Here is an 18,736-nt window from a genome sequence, read left to right as displayed (position 1 = left end):
GTAGCCGCCCGGTAGCGCAGTGTCAGTGCTTGCCCCTAGGCTGTCCGCATGTCCCCCGAATTCCCGACCTCTGGTTCCGTGCGGTCCGCCGCCGAGGTGAACGAGCAGATCCGGGCGCTCTGGCTGCGTGCGGGCGGCACCCTGTCGACCCAAGAGCGCGCGGAGTACGAGCTGTTGGTGGTCGAGTGGGCCGCGGCCATCCGCGAGGAGATCATCGAGGCGGCCTGAGGCCAGGCCCGCCCGGGCGGGCGAGCAGATGCGCGAGCATCCCGTCGGCCACGGGGTACGGCCGCTCCGGAGGCAACAGCCCGGCGGCGCGCTCCGGTTCGCCCGCCCGCACCAGCCGGTGGACCTCCGTGGCCAGTGGCGTCACGTCCTCGATGCCCCTGGTCCACTCGTCGGCGTACCGAGCCGCCGCCTCCCCGGCGAGACCGAGCTGCAACGACCGGTGGGGCAACGGCTGGTGGTGCAGATCTCGCTCGGGATCCCACTGGACACGGGCTGGCGCCTGCCTCAACTGCCGCTTCCAGGAAGCCCGGTCCGCGTGCAGTCCCGGCACGTAGTGCGACAGACAGGCGTTCCGCAGGGCCCACTCGAAGCCGGCGCGGTCGATCTCGACGGCGACAACGGTCTCCTGCCCTTCCTTGGTGCCCCAGCCGCAGCGGTACATCATCCACAGGAAGGACGGCTTGATCCACGTCATCCGGTCCCGCTTCCAGGCGGACGGAAAGCGTCCGGTGCGGGCCGCCGGCCGGCCGATCTCCGGGCGGTAGGCCTGGTAGACCGTGACCGTGGCGTCCGTGTAGCAGGCGCGGATGCGGAACTTCGGTTCGGACCCCATGGTTCGATCGTCGGTCCGTTCCTCGTGCTGATCGTTCATGGGCACAGATTCGGCCGTACGCCGCATCCGCACCACCGAATAACCCCGCACACCCCCTTGGCTCCTCGCCCGCCATGCCCAACACTTGGCCGATGACGCAGCGTGCGGAGCTCGCGACCGTGATCGACCGGCTGGCCGTGGACGAGGTGGTCACGGCGTACGCCGTGGCGGTGGACGAAGGGGACTGGGCGGCGTACCGGCGGCTGTTCACGACGGACGGGCGCGCCGACTACCGCTCGGCCGGCGGCATCGAGGGCGACGCGGGCCGGATCGCCGCATGGCTCGCGGAGAACCTGGCCCTGTTCGCCATGCGCCAGCATCTGATCGTCAACCGCCAGGTACGGTTCGGTGTCCTGGACCACGACACCGGTGACACCGCCCGGATCCGGGCCGACTATCTCAACCCGATGCGCTTCGCGACCGAGGGCGGGCCCGCCGAGCCGGACCTGGTCTGCGGCGGCCGGTACGACTTCGCGCTGCTGAGGACCGCGGAGGGCTGGCGCCTGCGCGAGGTGGTCGTACACGAGAAGTGGCGCCGGCTGACAGCCGTGGCCGCGCCGACCCCCTGAAAGGCTGTGCCCCGCGCCGGTTCCACGCCCTCTGTCATGGATCGGTCCCCCGGCGCACACTGAAGGTGAGCGCTGGGTAGGGAGGGTCCCTATGAGGACGATCGACCACTGTCTCACCTCCCCCTGGCGACGCTCCTGCGTCGCCGCGCTCGCCGGCGCCCTGCCCGTGCTGGCCTTCCCCGCTCCGTCGCTGTGGTGGTTCGCGTACGTCGCGCTGGTCCCCTGGATCCTGCTGGCCCGCTCGGCGCCGACGGGGCGGCGGGCGGCGTACGACGGCTGGAGCGGCGGCTTCGGCTTTCTGCTCGCCGTGCACCACTGGCTGCTGCCGAGCCTGACCGTGTTCCTCTTCGTGATCGCCGCTCTGCTGGGCGCGCTGTGGGCGCCCTGGGGCTGGCTGGTGCGCCGTTTCCTCGGCGGGCGGCCCACGCCGGGCCGGGCTGCCGCGGCGCTGCTGGTGCTGCCGTCTGCCTGGCTGATGGTGGAGCTGGTGCGGTCCTGGCAGGGCCTCGGCGGGCCGTGGGGCATGCTGGGCGCCAGCCAGTGGCAGGTCTCCCCGGCCCTGCGGCTGGCCTCGGTCGGCGGCGTCTGGCTGCTCAGCTTCCTGCTCGTGGCCGTGAACGTGGCGGCGGCCGTGCTGATCGCGGTGCGCGAGGCGCGCGTGCCGGCCGTGGCCTCGCTGGTCGCCACGGCCGCCGCGACCTCGGCCGCGTGGGCGTGGGCGCCGCGCCCGCAGGTCGACGGACAGGTGCGGATCGCCGTCGTACAGCCCGGGATCATGGACGGTGGGGACAGGCGGTTCGACCGTGAGGAGCAGCTGACCCGGCAGCTGACCGGGCAGCACGTCGACCTGGTCGTGTGGGGTGAGTCCAGCGTCGGCTTCGACCTGGCCCGGCGGCCCGACCTGGCCCGCCGGATCGCCGCGCTGTCCCGCACGGTCGGCGCCGATGTGCTGGTCAACGTCGACGCCCGACGCTCCGACAAGCCCGGCATCTACAAGAGTTCGATACTGGTCGGCCCGAACGGCCTGACGGACGAGCGGTACGACAAGATGCGGCTGGTCCCGTTCGGCGAGTACATACCGGCCCGTTCGCTGCTCGGCTGGGCCACCTCGGTCGGCAAGGCGGCCGGCGAGGACCGCAGGCGCGGCACCGAGCAGGTCGTGATGAACGTCGGGCACGGGCTGCGGATCGGCCCGCTGATCTGCTTCGAGACCGCGTTCCCGGACATGAGCCGGCATCTCGCCGAGGACGGCGCGGACGTCCTGCTCGGCCAGTCCTCCACCTCGACGTTCCAGGACAGTTGGGCGCCGGAGCAGCACGCCTCGCTGGGCGCGCTGCGGGCCGCCGAGACCGGCCGTCCCATGGTGCACGCGACCCTCACCGGCGTCTCCGCCGTGTACGGGCCGAGCGGGCAGCGGATCGGGCCGTGGCTCGGCAGCGATGCGAGCACGGCCCGCGTGTACGACGTACCGCTCGCCCACGGCATCACGCCGTTCGTCCGCTACGGCGACTGGCCGGTGCAGGGCGCGCTCCTCGTGCTGGCCGCGCTGTGCGTGACCGAGGGCAGCAGGGCGGTCAGGCTGCGCCGGAGCGGTCCCCAACCGCTCGTACCACCCGCTCGCACAGCTCATGAGTCGCCAGCGCGTCCCGGGCGCTGAGCACCTTTCCGGCCCGCACGGCGTCGAGGAAGGCGAGGACCGCCTGCTCGATGCCGCGCTGCCGGGCCACCGGCACCCAGTCGCCGCGCCGGCGCACCGTCGGCTGGCCCTTGTGGTCGATCACCTCGGCGAGGTTGACCACCTGGCGCTTGGTGTCCTGCCCGGAGACCTCAAGGATCTCTTCGGTGGAGCCGCTGAGCCGGTTCATCACGCCGAGCGCGGTGAAACCGTCCCCGCCGAGCTGGAGCACGACGTGGTGCAGCAGCCCGTCCTCGACGCGGGCACGCACGGTGACGTCGTCGACCGGACCGGGCGCCAGGAACCGCAGGGTGTCGACGACGTGGATGAAATCGTCCAGGATCATCGACCGCGGTTCCTCGGGCAGCCCGATCCGGTTCTTCTGCATGAGGATCAGCTCGCGCGGATGCTCCAGGCACTGCGCGTACCCGGGGGCGTAGCGGCGGTTGAAACCGACGAAGAGGCAGACGCCGCGCTCCTCGGCGAGGCTCACCAGCCGTTCGGAGTCGGCGAGTTCGTAGGCGAGCGGCTTGTCCACGTACGTAGGTACGCCCGCCTCCAGCAGCCGCGTGACGATCTCGGGGTGGGCAGCGGTCGGCGCGTGCACGAAGGCCGCGTCGAGGCCGGCGGCGAGCAGCGCGTCCAGCGTGGTGTGGCGTCGCTCGGCCGGCAGGTGCAGGGTGTCCGCGACCCGGTCGAGGGTGGCGGGCGTCCGGGTCTGCAGGTGGAGGTCGATCCCGGGCTGCGTGGCCAGCACCGGCAGGTACGCCTTCCGCGCGATGTCCCCGAGTCCGATGCAGCCGACCTTCACGTGCTCTCCCCTGTGCGCCCATAGGTGTGTCCCGAGCAGCATACGGGGGCCGCCGGTCGGCGATGCCGTCGAAGCCGCGCAGGAAGAGCGCGGGTCCGGCCCTGGACAGGGCGGCGATGACGGTGTCGCGTACGGCGACGGCGGCGCGGCTGCCCGCCATGTTCACACGGGCGACCTTGATGGCCTGGCGGGCGATCGCCGTGGTGCGCGGGAGCCGGGCGGCGCTGTGGGCGGGCAGGTCGGCGCAGTGGTCGGCGAGGACGACCGCGTCCGCGACGGCCTGGTTGCCGCCCTGCCCGCGACCTGCTGATCGCCCGCCACGAACTCGCCCTGGAGGCCACCCGCCGCCCCGAACTGCGCGCCTTCCACGACCGCGCCCGCGCCGTCTTCAAGGGACAACTGGCCGCGATGCCCACCGCCGTGGGCTCCCCCGACCCGGACCGGCATGTGCTGTCCCTGGCCGCCTGGGCGGACGGGCTGATGTTCTCGTGCGCGGCCGGTTCGTTCAGCGCCGAGGTACCGGATCCGCCGACGGTCCGCAGGGGCTTGGGGAGCCGCTCACGGGGATGCTCGGCCGGTGAAAGCCCCTGTGGACCACTGGAATCCACTGGTGGGGCGAGAGGGACTTCGGCGAGGATACGGCCATGACAACCGAACGCCGAGAGCCCGACCAGACCGCCGGTGAACGCGCCATGTTGGAGGGCTGGTTGGACTACCACCGCCGGACGCTGGCCGACAAGTGCGAGGGGCTGACCGACGAGCAGCTGCGCACCGCGTCCGTGCCGCCCTCCGAGCTGTCCCTCATGGGGCTGGTGCGGCATCTGGCCGAGTGCGAGCGCGGTTGGTTCCGCAAAGTGCTGACGGGCGACGACCCGGGGCCGATCTACTACTCCGACGAGGACCAGGACGGCGACTTCCACCCCACCGGGACCGACACCTGGCGGGAGGCGTACGCGACCTGGCAGGCGGAGATCGAGATCGCCCGGCGGAACGCGGCCGGCTTCGGGCTCGACGATCTGTCCCGGGGCAAGAGCAGGTTCACGCAGACGCCGTTCAACCTGCGCTGGATCTACACCCACATGATCGAGGAGTACGCCCGTCACAACGGCCACGCCGACCTGATCCGCGAGCGCCTCGACGGCGCCACCGGCGACTGAACGTCACCTCCGCTCCACCGGAACCCTCCGTACGGGGTACGAGATCACCCGTGCGGGGGCATCCGCCTCGGCCACCGGTGCCGACTCGGGCATCGAACCAGCAGAGTTGCCCGGGTGCATCGAACGACCACCACCGCAGCGCTCCTGGTCACCGTGGCCTTCTCGGCCCTCTCCGGCTGTGTGACGGTACAGCGCCCGGCGACACCCGCGCCGCCGGACACGGCCCCCGCCCTGCCGACGGCGCCCCGGCCGGACGGCAGCACGGAGCCTCGGGTGGTCCAGGCACCGGCCCGCGAGGCCCTGGAGATGGCGGGCCCGTCCCGGCGTCCCCAGCACAGGAAACCGGCCGCCCCGCGGCACACGACCGAGGCACCACCGGTCGCCGCGCCCCGGCCACCGGCACCCGCACCCGCTCCCCCGCACCCCCGCACGCACCCCCGGCGCTCGCACGGCGCCGCCCCGGACCTGCGGGACTCGGCCCCGAGGACCCCGGACGTCTGCGCCCTCGGCAGGAAGTACGGCGGCTGGAGCGGGGACAGCCCGGAGGCACGGATCTGCGAGCAGACGTACGACCAGTGAGACCGGGGTGCGGCTCACTCCCCGAAGCGCCGGCCGTCCTCCCCCAACCTCAGCTCCAGTCGGCTGATCGCGGCCCGTACCCCGTCCCCGTACCGGTCGTCGGACAGTGCTCCGGCCGCCCGGCGAGCGCGGCGCACATGGCTGCGGGCGGCCTCGGCGCGGCCGAGCTTCACATAGTCGGCGGCCAGGTTGAGGTGCAGGGACGGGAAGAAGCCGCGGACGCCGGGCGGGTCGCCGCCGGGGCCGTCGGTCACCTCCTCCGCCGCCGACAACGCCCTGAGGTCCCAGGCGAGTTCGTCCGCAGGGTCGTCCTGGGTGTCCGCGAGGTAGTGGGCCAGGGTGCAGCGGTGCAGCGGGTCCCCGGCCTCGCCGATCTCCGCCCACAGGTCGAGAAGGCGGCTGCGGGCCTCCTCGCGGTCGCCGCCGTGGTACAGCATCACGACCTGCCCGATCCGCGTCAGCACGGCGTCCGGCGCCGTGTGCTCCTGTCGCTCCGCCACCGCGTCCTCCGGCCCGTCGTCGGATGTCTGGTCAGCCGCCTGACCCGACGCTAACCGGCGGTGGGGCCAAACCGGGGCAGGCGGCCCCGACACGGCACGGCGCCACGCCAGCCGGCTCGGCGCCGGCCGGGGCGCGGCGCCGGCCGGGGATCACCTGGGATCACGCCACCGGCTCGAGCTTGCCCAGGTTCGGGATGCGCCAGTCGACCGGCTCGTGGCCCTGGGCCGAGATCGCCTCGTTGATCTGCGTGAACGGGCGGGAGCCGAAGAAACGCCTCGCGGACAGCGGCGAGGGGTGCGCGCCCTTGACCACCACGTGCCGCTTCTCGTCGATCAGCGGCAGCTTCTTCTGCGCGTAGTTGCCCCACAGCACGAAGACCGCCGGGTCGCACCGGTCGGCGACCGCGCGGATCACGGCGTCCGTGAACTTCTCCCAGCCCTTGCCCTTGTGCGAGTTGGCCTCGCCGGCCCGGACGGTGAGGACCGCGTTGAGCAGCAGGACGCCCTGCTCGGCCCACGGCATCAGATAGCCGTTGTCCGGAATCGGCAGGCCCAGCTCCTCCTTCATCTCCTTGTAGATGTTCCGCAGCGAGGGCGGGGTCTTCACGCCGGGGCGGACCGAGAAGCACAGGCCGTGGCCCTGGCCCTCGCCGTGGTAGGGGTCCTGGCCCAGGACGAGGACCTTGACCTTGTCGTACGGCGTGGCGTCCAGCGCGGCGAAGACCTCGTCGCGCGGCGGATAGACGGGACCTTTCGCCCGCTCCTCCTCGACGAACTCGGTCAGCTCCTTGAAGTAGGGCTGCTGCAGCTCGTCGCCCAGAACCCCGCGCCAGGATTCGGGCAGCATGGCGATGTCGGTCACGTCAAGTCCTCACGGTGGCTGTCGACTACGCGGTCACTTCCAGGTTCCAGAACCTACAGGCGACCACTGACAACGGGCACCGCAAGGCCGCTTCACCAGCTGGTCTTGCGGTGCAGTGTCCACATCATCATGATCGTCGACGGGTCGAGGGCCTGCTCGCCGCCGGAGACGTCCTCGCTGGCCGCGATGTACTGCCGGCCCTGCCACAGCGGGATCAGGCGGGCGTCGTTCACCATGATCTGCTGGGCCTGCTCCAGGTCCTTGACCGTCTGGGCGCGGTCGCTCTCCGCACGCGAGTGCGGCAACAGCTTGTCGGTGATCTCCTTCGCGGGGTACGGCGTGCCGAGCGCGTTGTGCTCGCCGACGAACGGGGCGATGAAGTTGTCCGCGTCGGGGAAGTCCGGGAACCAGCCGCGGCCGAACACCGGGTACTCGCCCTTCTGGTAGCCGACCACGAAGGTCTTCCAGGGGCGGCTCTCGAGGGTGATGGTGAACAGCCCGGACGCCTCCAGCTGCCGCTTCAGCTCCTGGAACATCAGGGCCGTCTCGGAGCCGTAGCGGTCGGTGGTGTACCAGAGGGTGAGCGGGACGCGCTGGTGGATGCCCGCGTCGGAGAGGATCTTGCGGGCCTTGGGCACGCTCGGGTCGCCGAAGTCGTCGAAGAAGTCGGTGGTGTGGCCGGTCAGGCCCTTGGGGACCATCGAGTACAGCGGGTCGACGGTGTCCTTGTAGACCTTGTGCGCGATGGCGCCCCGGTCGACGATCTGGGCGACGGCCCTGCGGACGGCGGGCTCCTTCGCCCAGGGGTCCTGAGGGTTGAACACCAGGTAGCTGATGTCGGTGCCGGTGCCGTCGACGAGTTGCAGGTTGGCGTCGCCGCGCTGCTGGAGGGCGAGGATGTCGTCGGCGGCGAGGCCGCGGTAGGTGACGTCGATCCGCTTGGCCCGCAGCGCCTCGACCATCGCGGCCGAGTCCTGGAAGTAGCGGATGGTCACCGCGTCGTTCTGCCGCTCGGCGAAACCCTGGTAGTTCCCGTTGCCGACGAGGACGGCCTGCTTGCCCTCGTCGTACGACTGGAGCTTGTACGGCCCGGAGCCGTGGACCTCGGCGTCCTTGCGCAGGGAGCGCGCCGGGTAGTCGTCCGGGTCGACGATCGACATGGCGGGGGTGGCCAGCACGAACGGGAAGGTGGCGTCGGGCCGGTTGAGGTGGAAGACGACCTCGCTCCCGCCGAGCGCCTGCACCCGGTCCAGGCTGCCGAGCAGTCCGGCGGGGCCGCCGGGGGCGTTGATCGTGCGGATGCGGTCGATGGAGTACTTGACGGCGCTCGCGGTCAGCGGGTCGCCGTCGGCGAACTTCAGGCCCGGGCGCAGCTCGCAGCGGTAGGTGCGGCTGGAGGAGTCGGTGAAGGCGCAGCTCTTGGCGGCGTCGGGCTGCGGGGTGGTGGCGCCGTTGGGGTAGGCGACGAGTGTCTGGAAGATGTTCCGGTACAGCTCCCAGGAGCCGTCCCAGGCGCCGGCCGGGTCCAGGGTGCTGGGCGCGCTGGTGGTCCCGACGACGATCGGGCCCTTGCCGCCGCCGCTGCCGTCGGACAGCAGGCCGCACCCGGCCACCAGGGACATGGACGCGATCGCCGCGACTCTCCGCAGGAATCGGTTCCGGTTGAACACGCGCACGCTCCTCGATCCGCCGTACCAAGGGTCGGCAGACCTTACCGCAGCGTTCGGTTCTGCGAACCTCCCCTGGAACAGGGCTGCTTGATCGACTCCGCTATGACGACGTTGTCAGTTCGCTGTGCGGATCGCGTGGGGTCTTCCGGGCGCCGATCCGTCCGAAAATCGGCGCCCGGAAACGCATGATCAGCCCACGCCGGCGTTGAGGAAGATGCCGCCGTCCACGACGAGCGTCTGGCCGGTGATCCAGTCGGACTGCTCGGAGGTGAGGAAGGCCGCGGCGCCGCCGATGTCCGAGGGCACGCCGAGCCGGGCGAGCGGATAGGCGGCGGCCGCCTCCTCCTCCCGGCCCTCGTACAGGGCCTGCGCGAACTTGGTCTTGATCACGGCCGGGGCGATGGCGTTGACCCTTACCCGCGGGGCGAACTCGTGCGCGAGCTGCTGGGTCAGGTTGATCATCGCGGCCTTGCTGACCCCGTAGGCACCGATGAACGGCGAGGGCGCGAGGCCCGCGACCGAGGCGATGTTGACGATGGCGCCGCCGTTGTCCTTCTGCCAGGCGTGCCAGGTCTTCTGGGCGAAGCCGAGCGCGGAGATCACGTTGGTCTCGAAGACCTTGCGGGCGACGTTCAGGTCGAGGTCCGCCATGGGCCCGAACACGGGGTTGGTGCCCGCGTTGTTGACCAGGTGGTCGAGGCGGCCGAAGGCCTCCATGGTCCGCTCGACGGCCTGGGTCTGGTGGTCGAGGTCGTGGGCCTTGCCGGCGACGCCGATGACGCGTTCGGCGCCGAGCGCCTCGACGGCCTCCTTCAGCGCGTCCTCGTTGCGACCGGTGATGCACACGCGGTCGCCGCGGGCGACCAGTGCCTCGGCGACGCCGTAGCCGATGCCGCGGCTCGCGCCCGTGACGAGGGCGACCTTGCCGGACAGCTCCGGGAGTTCAGTCATGTCGGTGTTTCCCCAGGATTCCTAGTCGAGCGGTCCGCCGGCGACGTACAGCACCTGGCCGGAGACGAAGCCGGCCGCCTCGCCGGTGAAGAAGGCGATGGCGTTGGCGATGTCCTCGGGCTCGCCGACGCGCTGCACCGGGATCGCGGTGGCGGCCGCGGCCTTGAAGTCGTCGAAGCCCATGCCGACGCGGTCGGCGGTGGCCTTGGTCATCTCGGTGGCGATGAAGCCGGGGGCGACGGCGTTGGCGGTGATGCCGAACTTGCCCAGCTCGATGGCGAGGGTCTTGGTGAAGCCCTGCAGACCGGCCTTGGCGGCCGAGTAGTTGACCTGGCCGCGGTTGCCGAGCGCCGAGGACGAGGAGAGGTTGACGACACGGCCGAAGCCCGCGTCGACCATGTGCTTCTGGACGGCCTTGGTCATCAGGAACGAGCCGCGCAGATGCACGTTCATGACGGTGTCCCAGTCGGAGACGCTCATCTTGAACAGCAGGTTGTCGCGCAGCACGCCCGCGTTGTTGACCAGGATCGTCGGGGCGCCCAGCTCCTCGACGATCCGGGCGATCGCCGCCTCGACCTGCGCCTCGTCGGAGACGTCCGCGCCGACCGCGATCGCCTTGCCGCCGGCCGCGGTGATCTTCTCGACGGTGTCCTTGCAGGCGGCCTCGTCCAGGTCGATCACGGCGACCGCGCGACCCTCGGCGGCCAGCCGTACGGCGGTGGCGGCGCCGATGCCGCGTGCCGCGCCGGTGACTACCGCGACCCGCTGTTCAGTGGTGGACATTGTTTCTCCTCGCCCTTGAGAGAACCTGTGGTGCGGTGAGCGACCGCTTAGTACCTTCGGTACCCGTGACGCTAGAAGCCCTGGCACCCGGTGTCAACGCCACACCGCGCGCGTGTGATCCATTACCTCACCAGGAGGTCGAGCAAGCGCTCCGTCTCGGCCGCCGGGTCGGCGGTCAGGCCGGTGTGCACGGGGCCGGGCTGGACGACGGTGGAGCGGGGCGCGATCAGCCAGCGGAATCGGCGCCCGGCGTCGTCCCCGGCCGCCTGCCCGGCCTGCTCGCCGCCCGCGCAGTGCCGCTCGACCGCGTCGAGCGCGGCCCGGATCCCGGCCACGTCGGCCGCCGGGTCCAGGGCGAGCAGCCGGGCCTCGTCCAGATGGGTACGGGCGCCGACGTAGGCCTTCGCGCGGCTGTAGACGATCACGCCCGCGTTGATGCACTCGCCGCGCTCCACGCGTGGCACGACCCTGACGAGCGCGTACTCGAACACGTCCCGGCCGCCGCCCTGGCCCGCCCGGATGATGTGCCGCTCGGTGACGTGCCCGGCCATGTGGATGTGCCGCTCGCTCACTTGCCCTCCTCGGTACCGGTGGCGATGCCGGTGATGCGCCCGGCGATGACGGCGGCCCGCGCGAGCAGCGGCCGCGCGTAGGCCCGGCGCAGGTCGTCCGGGGTGTCGAAGCCGGGCTCGTCGGCGAGCCAGGCGTCGGGGATCTCGGCGGTGACCTCGGCGAGGAGGTCCTCGGTGACCCGGGGCGCGAGGTCGGCCGCGGCGGCGGCGACGTCCGGGGCGAAGCGGACCAGGGCGTGCTCGCCCGCGTCGTAGGGGCGGGCCGCGGAGACCTCGGCGGAGGGCCAGTTGTGGTGCCAGATCATCGTCGCGCCGTGGTCGATGAGCCACAGCTCGCCGCGGTGCACGAGGAGGTTCGGATTGCGCCAGGACCGGTCCACGTTGTTGACCAGCGCGTCGAACCAGACGATCCGGCCGGCCTCCTCGGGGCTCACCGGGAAGGCCAGCGGGTCGTAGCCGAGGGCGCCGGAGAGGAAGTCCATGCCGAGGTTGGTGCCGCCGCTGGACCGCAGCAGCTCCTGCACCTGCTGCTCGGGCTCGCCGAGTCCGAGGACCGGGTCCAGGTGGAGGGTCACCAGCCGGGGCATCCGGAAGCCGAGGCGCCGGGCGAGCTCGCCGCACACCACCTCGGCGACCAGGGTCTTGCGGCCCTGTCCGGCGCCGGTGAACTTGATGACGTACGTCCCGACGTCGTCGGCCTCGACGAGCCCCGGCAGCGAGCCCCCCTCACGCAGGGGCGTGATGTAGCGGGTCGCGGTGACTTCCTTGAGCATCGCCCCAGGTTACTGGGGCACGGCCGACAGCTTGCCCACAGCTGTGGCTTACGGCCGTCTCATCCCCCGGCGGCAAGGATCTGAGTGCCCGTCTGAACGGGTGGCGCCCGGGCGCCGTACCCCTGGACGGATCACGAGAAGCTCCGCGGAAGGGAACCCACATGAGCAGCGCATCGCACCGGCCCGCAGCGGGACCGGCCCGCCGTACCGTCGTGGCGGCGGCCGGAGCGGCGGGTCTCGCCGCCGCGCTGACCGCCTGCGGTTCGGGCGACAAGAACTCCTCCGGCACGGTCGACACGGGATCCGGTGCCTCCGGTTCGGCCGGTACGACCGGCTCCGGTGGCTCGACGGCTTCCTCCGGGGCCTCCGAGAACGGCGGCGGCACCGCGCTCGCCAAGACCTCCGACATCCCCGAGGGCGGCGGCAAGATCTTCAAGGACCAGGGCGTGGTCGTGACCCAGCCGACGGCGGGCACGTACAAGGCGTTCTCGGCCAAGTGCACCCACCAGGGATGCACGGTGGGCAGCGTGGCGAACGGCGTGATCGTCTGCCCGTGTCACAACAGCCACTTCTCCGCCACGGACGGCAGCGTCAAGCAGGGTCCGGCGACCCAGCCGCTGGCCGCCGAGAAGATCGCCGTCTCCGGCGAGAACATCACGCTGGCCTGAGCCGGTCAGGCGCGCCCGCGCGGCCGCGCGAGGCAGCCGAGCACCTCGTCGGTGGTCGCGACCGTGGCGACCAGCGCGAGGGTGTGCTTGATCATCGCGGGGGTGTAGTCGGCGGGCACTCCCGCGATCGCGTCGGCCGGGACGACGGCGGTGTAGCCGAGGTTGACCGCGTCGAACACCGCGTTGGGTATCGCCACGTTGGCGGAGACCCCGGTGACGATCAGCGTGCGGCAGCCGAGGTTGCGCAGCAGGGCGTCGACGTCGGTGCCGTGCAGCGGGGACAGCCCGTGCAGGCGCCGTACGACGAGGTCCTCCTCGGCGACCTCGATCGGCGGCGCGACCCGGACGGCGGTGCTGCCGGTCAGCTGGCGCACGGGCAGCCGCTCCGCGGCCCGGAACAGACGGGCGTTGCGGCTCGCGGCCCGGCCGTCCGGGCGTCGCTCGGCGATCGCGTGGACCACCTGGACCCCGCTCTCATGGGCGGCGGCGACCAGACGGGCGACATTGTGCAGGGCACCGCAGGAGCGGGCCTCACGGGCGAGTTCGGGCAGCGCGCTGTCCGGGCCGACCACCCCCTGCTGGCACTCCACGGTGAGCAGGGCGGTGCTCACGGGGTCGATGAGTTCGCTGAGCTGTGCGTGCGACGGCATACCCATTTCCTTTTCTGACGGGATGTCAGAGGATCACCGGGACACGATAGTTCGCCGACACGACGTGAGAGAAGAGGGGGCCGCATGACCGTGACAGAGCAGCGCCGGGGCCGGAGGATCATGATGACGCCCGGTGAGCTGGACACGTTCCTGACCACCCAGCGCACGTGCCGGGTCGCGACCGTCTCGGCGGACGGCACACCGCATGTCAGCGCGCTGTGGTTCGCCTGGGACGGCACGTCGCTGTGGCTGTACTCGGTGGTGCGCAGCAGGCGCTGGGCCCAGTTGAACCGCGATCCGCGCGTCGCGGTCGTGGTCGACTCGGGCGAGGAGTACGACCAGCTGCTCGGGGTCGAGCTGTCCGGACGGGTGGAGTTCGTGGGCGAGGCGCCGCGCACGGGCGAGCTGTGCGCCGAACTCGACACGGCCGAGACACTGTTCGCACGGAAGAACTTCGGCCTGGACGAGATGCCGCACGACGGCAGGCACGCCTGGGCGCGGCTCACCCCGCAGAAGATCGTCTCCTGGGACTTCCGCAAACTGGCCGGGGCGTGACGCTCAGCCGGGCACCTGCTGCCGCGCCGCCGTGCGCAGGGCCTCGACCGCCGCGCGGATCGAGGGCCTGCGGTCGGCGTCCGCCCGCCAGACGACGTACACATGGCGGCGCACACGCTGGCTGAGCGGGATCAGCGCCACACCCTCGGGCACCGGGTGGCGCCCCAGCAACGGCGCGATGCACACACCCAACCCGGCGGCCACCAGGCCGAGTTGGGTGTGGGTCTCACCGGCGCGGTGGCCCACGACCGGCTCCACGCCCTTGGACCGCAGCGTGAACATGAGCCACTCGTGGCAGAACTCGCCCTCACCCCAGGTGATCCACTCGTCCTCGGCGAACTCGGTGAGGTCCACCTCGTCGCGGTCGGCGAGCCGGTGCCCCACGGGCAGGGCGACATCGGCCGGGTCGTCCAGCAGGGGCGCCTTGACCAGGCCGTCGGGCACCGGCATCGGCTTGTTGTACCAGTCCAGGACGACCGCGAGGTCGAGGTCGCCGCGCACGACACCGGCGACGCCCTGTTCCGGTTCCAGCTCGCTGGAGCGCACCCGCAGCCCCGGATGCCGGGCCCGCAGCGCGCCGAGCACGGCCGGGAAGAGCCCGCGGGCGGCGGTCGGGAACGCCGACAGCCGCAGTTCGCCGACGACCTGTCCGCGGTGCGCCTCGAGATCGGACTCGGCGAGCTCGACCTGGGACAGGATCCGCGCAGCGTGCTCCGACAGCAGCCGGCCGGCGTCCGTGAGCCGCACGCCCCGGCCGTTCTTGGCGAGGAGCTGCTGGCCCGTCTCCCGCTCCAGCTTGCCCAGCTGCTGGGAGACCGCGGAGGTGGTGACGTGCAGCGCGCCGGCGGCCGCACTGACCGAGCCGTGCCGGGCGACGGCGTCCAGGGTGCGCAGGCGCTCCAGATTCAGCATGTAAGCAATTCTAAGAGATACCCCGTGCGAAGTCTCGATTGTGCTACGAGATTGCCTCCAGCATCGTGGAGGTCATGAGCACGGTCACCGCACCCCGCACCCAGTCCCCCGCACCCGTCCGGTCCCGCCCCCGCATCGACTGGCGTCTCCGCTTCGGCGCGCTGTCCCTGATCTGGGGCTTCAGCTTTCTGTTGATCAAGGTGGGGACGGACGGGTACGCGCCCTTCCAGGTCACCCTCGGGCGTCTGGTGTTCGGTACGGCGGTGCTGGGGGCGGCGATGGCGGTCAAGCGGCAGCGGCTGCCGCGTGGGGCCCGGCTGTGGGGTCATATGGCGGTCGCCGCGTTCTTCCTGAACGCCCTGCCGTTCTCCCTGTTCGCCTACTCGGAGCTGACGATCCCGTCCACACTGGCCGGCATCTGCAACGCGACGTCGCCCCTGTGGGGCATGGCCCTGTCCCTGGTCGCCCTCTCCGAGGACCGGCCCACCCGGGTCCGCGTCGCCGGGCTCGGGCTGGGATTCCTCGGGGTGCTGACCGTGCTGGGCGTGTGGCAGGGCTTCCACGGTCTGGATGCCACGGGCACCGCGATGGCGCTGCTGGCCTCGCTGAGCTATCCGGTGGGCTGGATCTATGTGCGGCGGACGCTGGCGGGGACGGGGAACTCACATCTGTCGATGACCGGGGCGCAGTTGCTGCTGGCCACGGTCCAACTGGCGGTTGTCACCCCGCTGTTCACCGGTTTCCCGGCACACGTCTCGTGGGTGCCGCTGCTGGCGATCGCCGTGCTGGGCGCCTTCGGCACGGGGCTGGCTGTACTGATCCAGTACGGGTTGGTCGCTGAAGTCGGGCCTACGACCGCGCAGATGGTGACGTACTTCATCCCCGTCATCGCCACCGCCGCGGGAGTGGCGATTCTCGGGGAGTCGCTGCGGTGGACCACGCCGGTGGGGGCGGTCGTCGTTCTGGCGGGGGCCGCGCTCACGCAGGTCCGGGGGCGCAAGGGCACCCAGTGAAGACAGCCCCGTGCCCCTGTCCCGTTCTCGCCTAGCCATAGACGCGGGCCGGCGACGGCCGTACCGCCGCCGCCACCGCGTCCGCCAGCGGGGCGATGTCCTCCTCCGTGAGTGTCGAGACCGTGATCCGGATCGCCGGCGGGCTGCTCAGGCGGAAGCGGGCTCCGGGTGCCACCGCCCAGCCCGCTTGCAGGAGGCGGGCCACCACGCCCGTCTCGTCCGGGACCGGGATCCAGACGTTCACACCGCTGCGGCCGTGACCGACGACGCCCCGGTCCGCCAGGGCGTCGAGCAGCGCGTTCCTGCGTGATCCGTACGACTGCGCCACCGCCGCCCGGTCCGCCGCGCCCTGGTGCTGCAGCCGGGCCACGGTCCGCTGCAGCACCAGGCTCACCCACCCGGGGCCCAGGCTCTGGCGGCCGCGCACCCGGTCGACGGTGACCCGGTCGCCGGTGAGGACGGCCACGCGCAGGTCGGGGCCGTAGGCCTTGGAGGCGGAGCGGACGACGGCCCAGTGGTGGGTCACACCCGCGAGGGGATGCAGGGGGAGGTCGACGATGCCGTGGCCGTGGTCGTCCTCGATCAGCAGGGTTCCCGGATGGTCGCGCAGAACCGCGCGCAGGGCACGCGCGCGCGTGGCGGTCACCGAGGCGCCGGTCGGGTTCTGGGCGCGATCGGTGACGATCACGGCACGGGCGCCGGAGCGCAGCGCATGGCGCAGCCCGTCGACGCGCGGGCCGTCGTCGTCCACGCCGACCGGGAGTGTGCGCAGCCCCAGCGCGGGGATCAGGTCGAGGACGCTGCCCCAGCCGGGGTCCTCGACGGCGACCGCGTCGCCCGGCCTGAGGTGCGCGGAAAGGACGCGTTCGATGGCGTCGAGGGAGCCCGACGTCACGGTCAGCGGGCCCTCGGGGACGCCGTCGGCGTCGAGTTCGGCGCGCGAGAGGCGGGCGAGTTCCGCGTCGAGGGGGTCGTCGCCGTAGCGGACGGGCCGCCGGTCACCCTCCTTGGCCGCCGCGGCGAGGGCCGGGGCCAGGCGGGGCAGCAGGGCCGGGTCGGGATTGCCACTGGCCAGGTCGCGGCCGCCCGCGGGGACCTCCAGGCGCAGTTCCGCACGCCCGGTGGTGGCCGGCTTGGGGCGGACGCGGCTGCCGCGGCGGCCGGCCGTCTCGATCACCCCGCGCTCGCGCAGGGTGCGGTAGGCGGCCGCGACCGTATTGGGATTCACGCCCAGCCGAGCCGCCAACTCCCGCATGGGCGGCAGAGATTGGCCCGGCACCAGCTCTCCCGCACCGACCGCGCGCTCGACGCTGGCCGCGATCTCGGCTGCGCCACGCCCTTCGATCCGATACTCTCCTAGCACAAAGCATATTATGCACTAGTGCAATGCAGCAGCAAAACAGCTCATCACCGCTCGTCATGGAGGGACCGTCATGCAGGGGACGACGACCGAGGAAGCCCAGGCCGCCGCCTACACCCCGACCGACCGCACCGTGCCCACGCGCTCCGCGGACCGGGCGTCGTACGACAAGGACCTGGTGCACGCGATACTCGACGAGGGGTACGTCTGTCACCTCGGCTTCGTCCGGGACGGGGCCCCGGTGGTGCTGCCGACGCTGTACGGCCGGGTCGGCGAGCGGCTCTACGTCCACGGGTCCACCGGCTCCCGTCCGCTGCGGATGACCGGGGACGCCGACCCGGGGCTGCCGGTGTGTCTGACGGTCACCCACGTGGACGGGCTGGTGCTGGCCCGCTCCGCCTTCCACCACTCGATCAACTACCGCTCCGTGGTGGTGCACGGCGTCGCGCACGAGGTCACCGACCCCGAGGAGCGCCGGGTGGCCCTGGACGCACTGGTGGACCACGTCGTGCCGGGCCGCGCCGCCGACTCCCGGCCCGCCAACAAGAAGGAGCTGGCCGCCACCGCGGTGATCCGCCTGGACCTGGACGAGGTCTCGGCCAAGATCCGCGGCGGCGGCGCGAACGACGAGCCCGAGGACCTCGCCCTGCCGCACTGGGCCGGGGTCGTCCCGCTCCGCAAGGGGTACGGCACACCGGTCCGCAACGCCGACCTCGCGGCCGGCATCGCGCTGCCGGACTACCTCGCGAAGCTGTAGGACCGGCACGCTTCAGGGCAGTCCGGCGCGGCGGTGTCACGGCCCGGCGGTCACACCGGGACCGGCCCCCGGCCGGCCCCGCGGGCCTCGCTCACGGCGAGGCCCGCGACCGCCGCGAGCATGAGCAGGGTGCCGGCCGCGGTGGTCGCCGTGAGCCGCTCGCCGAGCAGGACGACGGCGAGCACGGCCGCGGTCACCGGCTCCAGCAGCATGATCACGGAGACGGTGGCGGACCGTACGACGGCCGCTCCCGCGAAGTACAGGGCGTACGCGAGCGCGGTGGGCACGGCGGCGATGTAGAGCACGAGCCACAGCAGCCGGGCCGGATGGGCGGTGTGCGGGAGCAGTCCCTCGTGCAGGGCGAAGGGCAGCAGACACAGGCCGGTCACCGCGAAGGCCCAGACGGTGGTGTCGGAGGCGTCGGCGCCGCCGTCCCTCCCCCACCAGCGGGTCAGCAGGGTCATGGCGCCGTAGCCCGTCGCCGAGACCAGCGCCAGCAGCACGCCGGAGGGACGGACGGTCGCGGCGGAGCCGCCGAAGGCCAGCACGGCCAGCCCGGCGAGCGCCCCGGTGACCGCGAGGATCCCGCCGCTGCCGAGCCGCTCCCCGAGCAGGAGCCTGGCGCCGAGCGCGATGAGCACGGGGCCCGCACCGAGGGTGACGACGGTGGCCACGGCGAGCCCGGTGGCTTGCACGGCCGCGAAGTAGGCGGTCTGGAACACCGCCAGGCCGAGGCCGGTGGCGAGAGCCCGCACGATCCTGCGCGGCAGCGGTTCGGTCACGGCCGGGCGGACCTTCGGACGCAGGCCCCGGCCGGCCAGCAGCAGGACCAGTCCCAGCGCGCAGCGCCAGAAGGAGAGGCCGAGGGCGCCCAGATCACTGGTCCGGTAGACCAGGGAGGCGGCGGCGCCGGCGGTGCCCCACGTGGCACCGGTGACGATCAGATAGAGCAGGCCACGCCCGACGGGCAGGCCAGACGCGGTGTCCGACGGAATCGACAGGTTCGACAAGAGAGTTTCTCCGCAGAAAACGCACCACG

At 72.1% G+C, this 18,736-nt stretch carries 22 protein-coding genes and 2 pseudogenes; 10 read left to right on the top strand and 14 right to left on the bottom strand.

From position 1 onward, the window contains the following. Positions 1-48 precede the first annotated feature (48 nt). The gene (locus tag ADK64_RS44430) at positions 49-228 is read left to right on the top strand and encodes a hypothetical protein (protein ID WP_078993116.1); all 180 of its coding nucleotides are present in this window, start codon (positions 49-51) and stop codon (positions 226-228) included. Here the strand turns inward: ADK64_RS44430 and ADK64_RS38750 are convergent. Further along, on the bottom strand, positions 212-880 hold the full coding sequence (locus ADK64_RS38750) for a DUF4291 domain-containing protein (RefSeq protein ID WP_053666804.1): 669 nt from the start codon (positions 878-880) through the stop codon (positions 212-214). The genes ADK64_RS44430 and ADK64_RS38750 overlap by 17 nt on opposite strands. A 92-nt stretch (positions 881-972) precedes the next feature. Here ADK64_RS38750 and ADK64_RS38745 point away from each other — a divergent pair, with 92 nt between their 5' ends. Together ADK64_RS38745 and lnt are read left to right on the top strand one after the other, a co-directional pair. Next, positions 973-1,449 (top strand): nuclear transport factor 2 family protein, encoded by a 477-nt coding sequence (locus tag ADK64_RS38745; RefSeq protein ID WP_199829834.1) that lies wholly within the window; start codon positions 973-975, stop codon positions 1,447-1,449. 91 nt (positions 1,450-1,540) lie between these two features. After that, positions 1,541-3,106 (top strand): apolipoprotein N-acyltransferase, encoded by a 1,566-nt coding sequence (gene lnt, locus ADK64_RS38740; protein WP_053666803.1) that lies wholly within the window; start codon positions 1,541-1,543, stop codon positions 3,104-3,106. On the opposite strand, the gene ADK64_RS38735 is transcribed toward lnt, so the two are convergent. Next, positions 3,024-3,935, bottom strand: a complete 912-nt coding sequence (locus ADK64_RS38735; protein ID WP_053666802.1) for a Gfo/Idh/MocA family protein — start codon at positions 3,933-3,935, stop codon at positions 3,024-3,026. The genes lnt and ADK64_RS38735 overlap by 83 nt on opposite strands. A 16-nt stretch (positions 3,936-3,951) precedes the next feature. Continuing rightward, positions 3,952-4,233: pseudogene (locus tag ADK64_RS48195) on the bottom strand (monooxygenase); the annotation flags it as partial. On the opposite strand from ADK64_RS48195, the pseudogene ADK64_RS44420 reads away from it, so the two are divergent. From ADK64_RS44420 to ADK64_RS38720, 3 genes and pseudogenes are all read left to right on the top strand, one after another. After that, positions 4,233-4,516, top strand: a pseudogene (locus ADK64_RS44420) (TetR/AcrR family transcriptional regulator); the annotation flags it as partial. The pseudogenes ADK64_RS48195 and ADK64_RS44420 overlap by 1 nt on opposite strands. Positions 4,517-4,579: 63 nt before the next feature. Beyond that, positions 4,580-5,092, top strand: a complete 513-nt coding sequence (locus ADK64_RS38725; protein ID WP_053666800.1) for a DinB family protein — start codon at positions 4,580-4,582, stop codon at positions 5,090-5,092. Between the two features lie 114 nt (positions 5,093-5,206). Beyond that, positions 5,207-5,671 (top strand): hypothetical protein, encoded by a 465-nt coding sequence (locus ADK64_RS38720; RefSeq protein WP_053666799.1) that lies wholly within the window; start codon positions 5,207-5,209, stop codon positions 5,669-5,671. Positions 5,672-5,685: 14 nt separating this feature from the next. On the opposite strand, the gene ADK64_RS38715 is transcribed toward ADK64_RS38720, so the two are convergent. The 7 genes from ADK64_RS38715 to ADK64_RS38685 form a co-directional block, all read right to left on the bottom strand. Continuing rightward, positions 5,686-6,171 carry a tetratricopeptide repeat protein gene (locus ADK64_RS38715; RefSeq protein ID WP_053666798.1) on the bottom strand — a complete coding sequence of 162 codons (486 nt, stop codon included), beginning with the start codon at positions 6,169-6,171 and terminating at the stop codon, positions 5,686-5,688. A 160-nt stretch (positions 6,172-6,331) separates the two neighbouring features. Next, positions 6,332-7,033, bottom strand: coding sequence for a uracil-DNA glycosylase (ung, locus tag ADK64_RS38710; protein WP_053666797.1), 702 nt, complete (start codon positions 7,031-7,033; stop codon positions 6,332-6,334). Positions 7,034-7,125: 92 nt separating this feature from the next. Then, a complete protein-coding gene (locus tag ADK64_RS38705; RefSeq protein ID WP_053666796.1) occupies positions 7,126-8,703 on the bottom strand; it encodes an ABC transporter substrate-binding protein in 1,578 nt (525 codons plus the stop codon). Positions 8,704-8,892: 189 nt separating this feature from the next. Then, the gene (locus ADK64_RS38700; RefSeq protein ID WP_053666795.1) at positions 8,893-9,654 is read right to left on the bottom strand and encodes an SDR family oxidoreductase; all 762 of its coding nucleotides are present in this window, start codon (positions 9,652-9,654) and stop codon (positions 8,893-8,895) included. A gap of 21 nt (positions 9,655-9,675) precedes the next feature. Continuing rightward, entirely contained in the window at positions 9,676-10,437 is a 762-nt protein-coding gene (fabG, locus tag ADK64_RS38695; protein WP_053666794.1) for a 3-oxoacyl-ACP reductase FabG, read from the bottom strand. Between the two features lie 122 nt (positions 10,438-10,559). Beyond that, a complete protein-coding gene (locus tag ADK64_RS38690; RefSeq protein ID WP_053666793.1) occupies positions 10,560-11,009 on the bottom strand; it encodes a DUF3037 domain-containing protein in 450 nt (149 codons plus the stop codon). Continuing rightward, a complete protein-coding gene (locus tag ADK64_RS38685; RefSeq protein WP_053666792.1) occupies positions 11,006-11,782 on the bottom strand; it encodes a HipA family kinase in 777 nt (258 codons plus the stop codon). The genes ADK64_RS38690 and ADK64_RS38685 overlap by 4 nt, the downstream gene beginning before the upstream one ends. A gap of 161 nt (positions 11,783-11,943) precedes the next feature. Between ADK64_RS38685 and ADK64_RS38680 the strand changes: the two genes are divergently transcribed. Then, positions 11,944-12,450, top strand: a complete 507-nt coding sequence (locus ADK64_RS38680) for a Rieske (2Fe-2S) protein (protein WP_053666791.1) — start codon at positions 11,944-11,946, stop codon at positions 12,448-12,450. Between the two features lie 5 nt (positions 12,451-12,455). On the opposite strand, the gene ADK64_RS38675 is transcribed toward ADK64_RS38680, so the two are convergent. Beyond that, a complete protein-coding gene (locus ADK64_RS38675) occupies positions 12,456-13,100 on the bottom strand; it encodes a cysteine hydrolase (protein WP_053666790.1) in 645 nt (214 codons plus the stop codon). 84 nt (positions 13,101-13,184) lie between these two features. Between ADK64_RS38675 and ADK64_RS38670 the strand changes: the two genes are divergently transcribed. Then, the gene (locus tag ADK64_RS38670; protein WP_053666789.1) at positions 13,185-13,655 is read left to right on the top strand and encodes a pyridoxamine 5'-phosphate oxidase family protein; all 471 of its coding nucleotides are present in this window, start codon (positions 13,185-13,187) and stop codon (positions 13,653-13,655) included. A 3-nt stretch (positions 13,656-13,658) separates the two neighbouring features. On the opposite strand, the gene ADK64_RS38665 is transcribed toward ADK64_RS38670, so the two are convergent. Further along, a complete protein-coding gene (locus ADK64_RS38665; RefSeq protein WP_053666788.1) occupies positions 13,659-14,567 on the bottom strand; it encodes a LysR family transcriptional regulator in 909 nt (302 codons plus the stop codon). 74 nt (positions 14,568-14,641) lie between these two features. Here ADK64_RS38665 and ADK64_RS38660 point away from each other — a divergent pair, with 74 nt between their 5' ends. Next, entirely contained in the window at positions 14,642-15,580 is a 939-nt protein-coding gene (locus ADK64_RS38660; RefSeq protein WP_199829833.1) for a DMT family transporter, read from the top strand. Between the two features lie 31 nt (positions 15,581-15,611). Here the strand turns inward: ADK64_RS38660 and ADK64_RS38655 are convergent, their stop codons facing one another. Further along, entirely contained in the window at positions 15,612-16,943 is a 1,332-nt protein-coding gene (locus tag ADK64_RS38655; protein WP_078993115.1) for an aminotransferase class I/II-fold pyridoxal phosphate-dependent enzyme, read from the bottom strand. 70 nt (positions 16,944-17,013) lie between these two features. Between ADK64_RS38655 and ADK64_RS38650 the strand changes: the two genes are divergently transcribed. Next, the gene (locus tag ADK64_RS38650; protein WP_053666785.1) at positions 17,014-17,697 is read left to right on the top strand and encodes a pyridoxamine 5'-phosphate oxidase family protein; all 684 of its coding nucleotides are present in this window, start codon (positions 17,014-17,016) and stop codon (positions 17,695-17,697) included. Between the two features lie 50 nt (positions 17,698-17,747). Here the strand turns inward: ADK64_RS38650 and ADK64_RS38645 are convergent, their stop codons facing one another. Beyond that, a complete protein-coding gene (locus ADK64_RS38645; RefSeq protein ID WP_420713105.1) occupies positions 17,748-18,707 on the bottom strand; it encodes a DMT family transporter in 960 nt (319 codons plus the stop codon). Between the last annotated feature and the right edge of the window lie 29 nt (positions 18,708-18,736).

Source organism: Streptomyces sp. MMG1121 (assembly GCF_001280015.1).
GTDB lineage: Bacteria > Actinomycetota > Actinomycetes > Streptomycetales > Streptomycetaceae > Streptomyces.
Note: the sequence above shows the minus strand (reverse complement) of the source record. Positions and strands in the feature narration are given on the sequence as shown.

Coding starts and splice junctions, on each gene's coding strand:
- ADK64_RS44430 (WP_078993116.1), top strand. CDS start 49: ATGTCCCCCGAATTCCCGACCTCTGGTTCCGTGCGGTCCGCCGCCGAG.
- ADK64_RS38750 (WP_053666804.1), bottom strand. CDS start 880: ATGAACGATCAGCACGAGGAACGGACCGACGATCGAACCATGGGGTCC.
- ADK64_RS38745 (WP_199829834.1), top strand. CDS start 973: ATGACGCAGCGTGCGGAGCTCGCGACCGTGATCGACCGGCTGGCCGTG.
- lnt (WP_053666803.1), top strand. CDS start 1,541: ATGAGGACGATCGACCACTGTCTCACCTCCCCCTGGCGACGCTCCTGC.
- ADK64_RS38725 (WP_053666800.1), top strand. CDS start 4,580: ATGACAACCGAACGCCGAGAGCCCGACCAGACCGCCGGTGAACGCGCC.
- ADK64_RS38700 (WP_053666795.1), bottom strand. CDS start 9,654: ATGACTGAACTCCCGGAGCTGTCCGGCAAGGTCGCCCTCGTCACGGGC.
- fabG (WP_053666794.1), bottom strand. CDS start 10,437: ATGTCCACCACTGAACAGCGGGTCGCGGTAGTCACCGGCGCGGCACGC.
- ADK64_RS38685 (WP_053666792.1), bottom strand. CDS start 11,782: ATGCTCAAGGAAGTCACCGCGACCCGCTACATCACGCCCCTGCGTGAG.
- ADK64_RS38680 (WP_053666791.1), top strand. CDS start 11,944: ATGAGCAGCGCATCGCACCGGCCCGCAGCGGGACCGGCCCGCCGTACC.
- ADK64_RS38675 (WP_053666790.1), bottom strand. CDS start 13,100: ATGCCGTCGCACGCACAGCTCAGCGAACTCATCGACCCCGTGAGCACC.
- ADK64_RS38670 (WP_053666789.1), top strand. CDS start 13,185: ATGACCGTGACAGAGCAGCGCCGGGGCCGGAGGATCATGATGACGCCC.
- ADK64_RS38665 (WP_053666788.1), bottom strand. CDS start 14,567: ATGCTGAATCTGGAGCGCCTGCGCACCCTGGACGCCGTCGCCCGGCAC.
- ADK64_RS38660 (WP_199829833.1), top strand. CDS start 14,642: ATGAGCACGGTCACCGCACCCCGCACCCAGTCCCCCGCACCCGTCCGG.
- ADK64_RS38650 (WP_053666785.1), top strand. CDS start 17,014: ATGCAGGGGACGACGACCGAGGAAGCCCAGGCCGCCGCCTACACCCCG.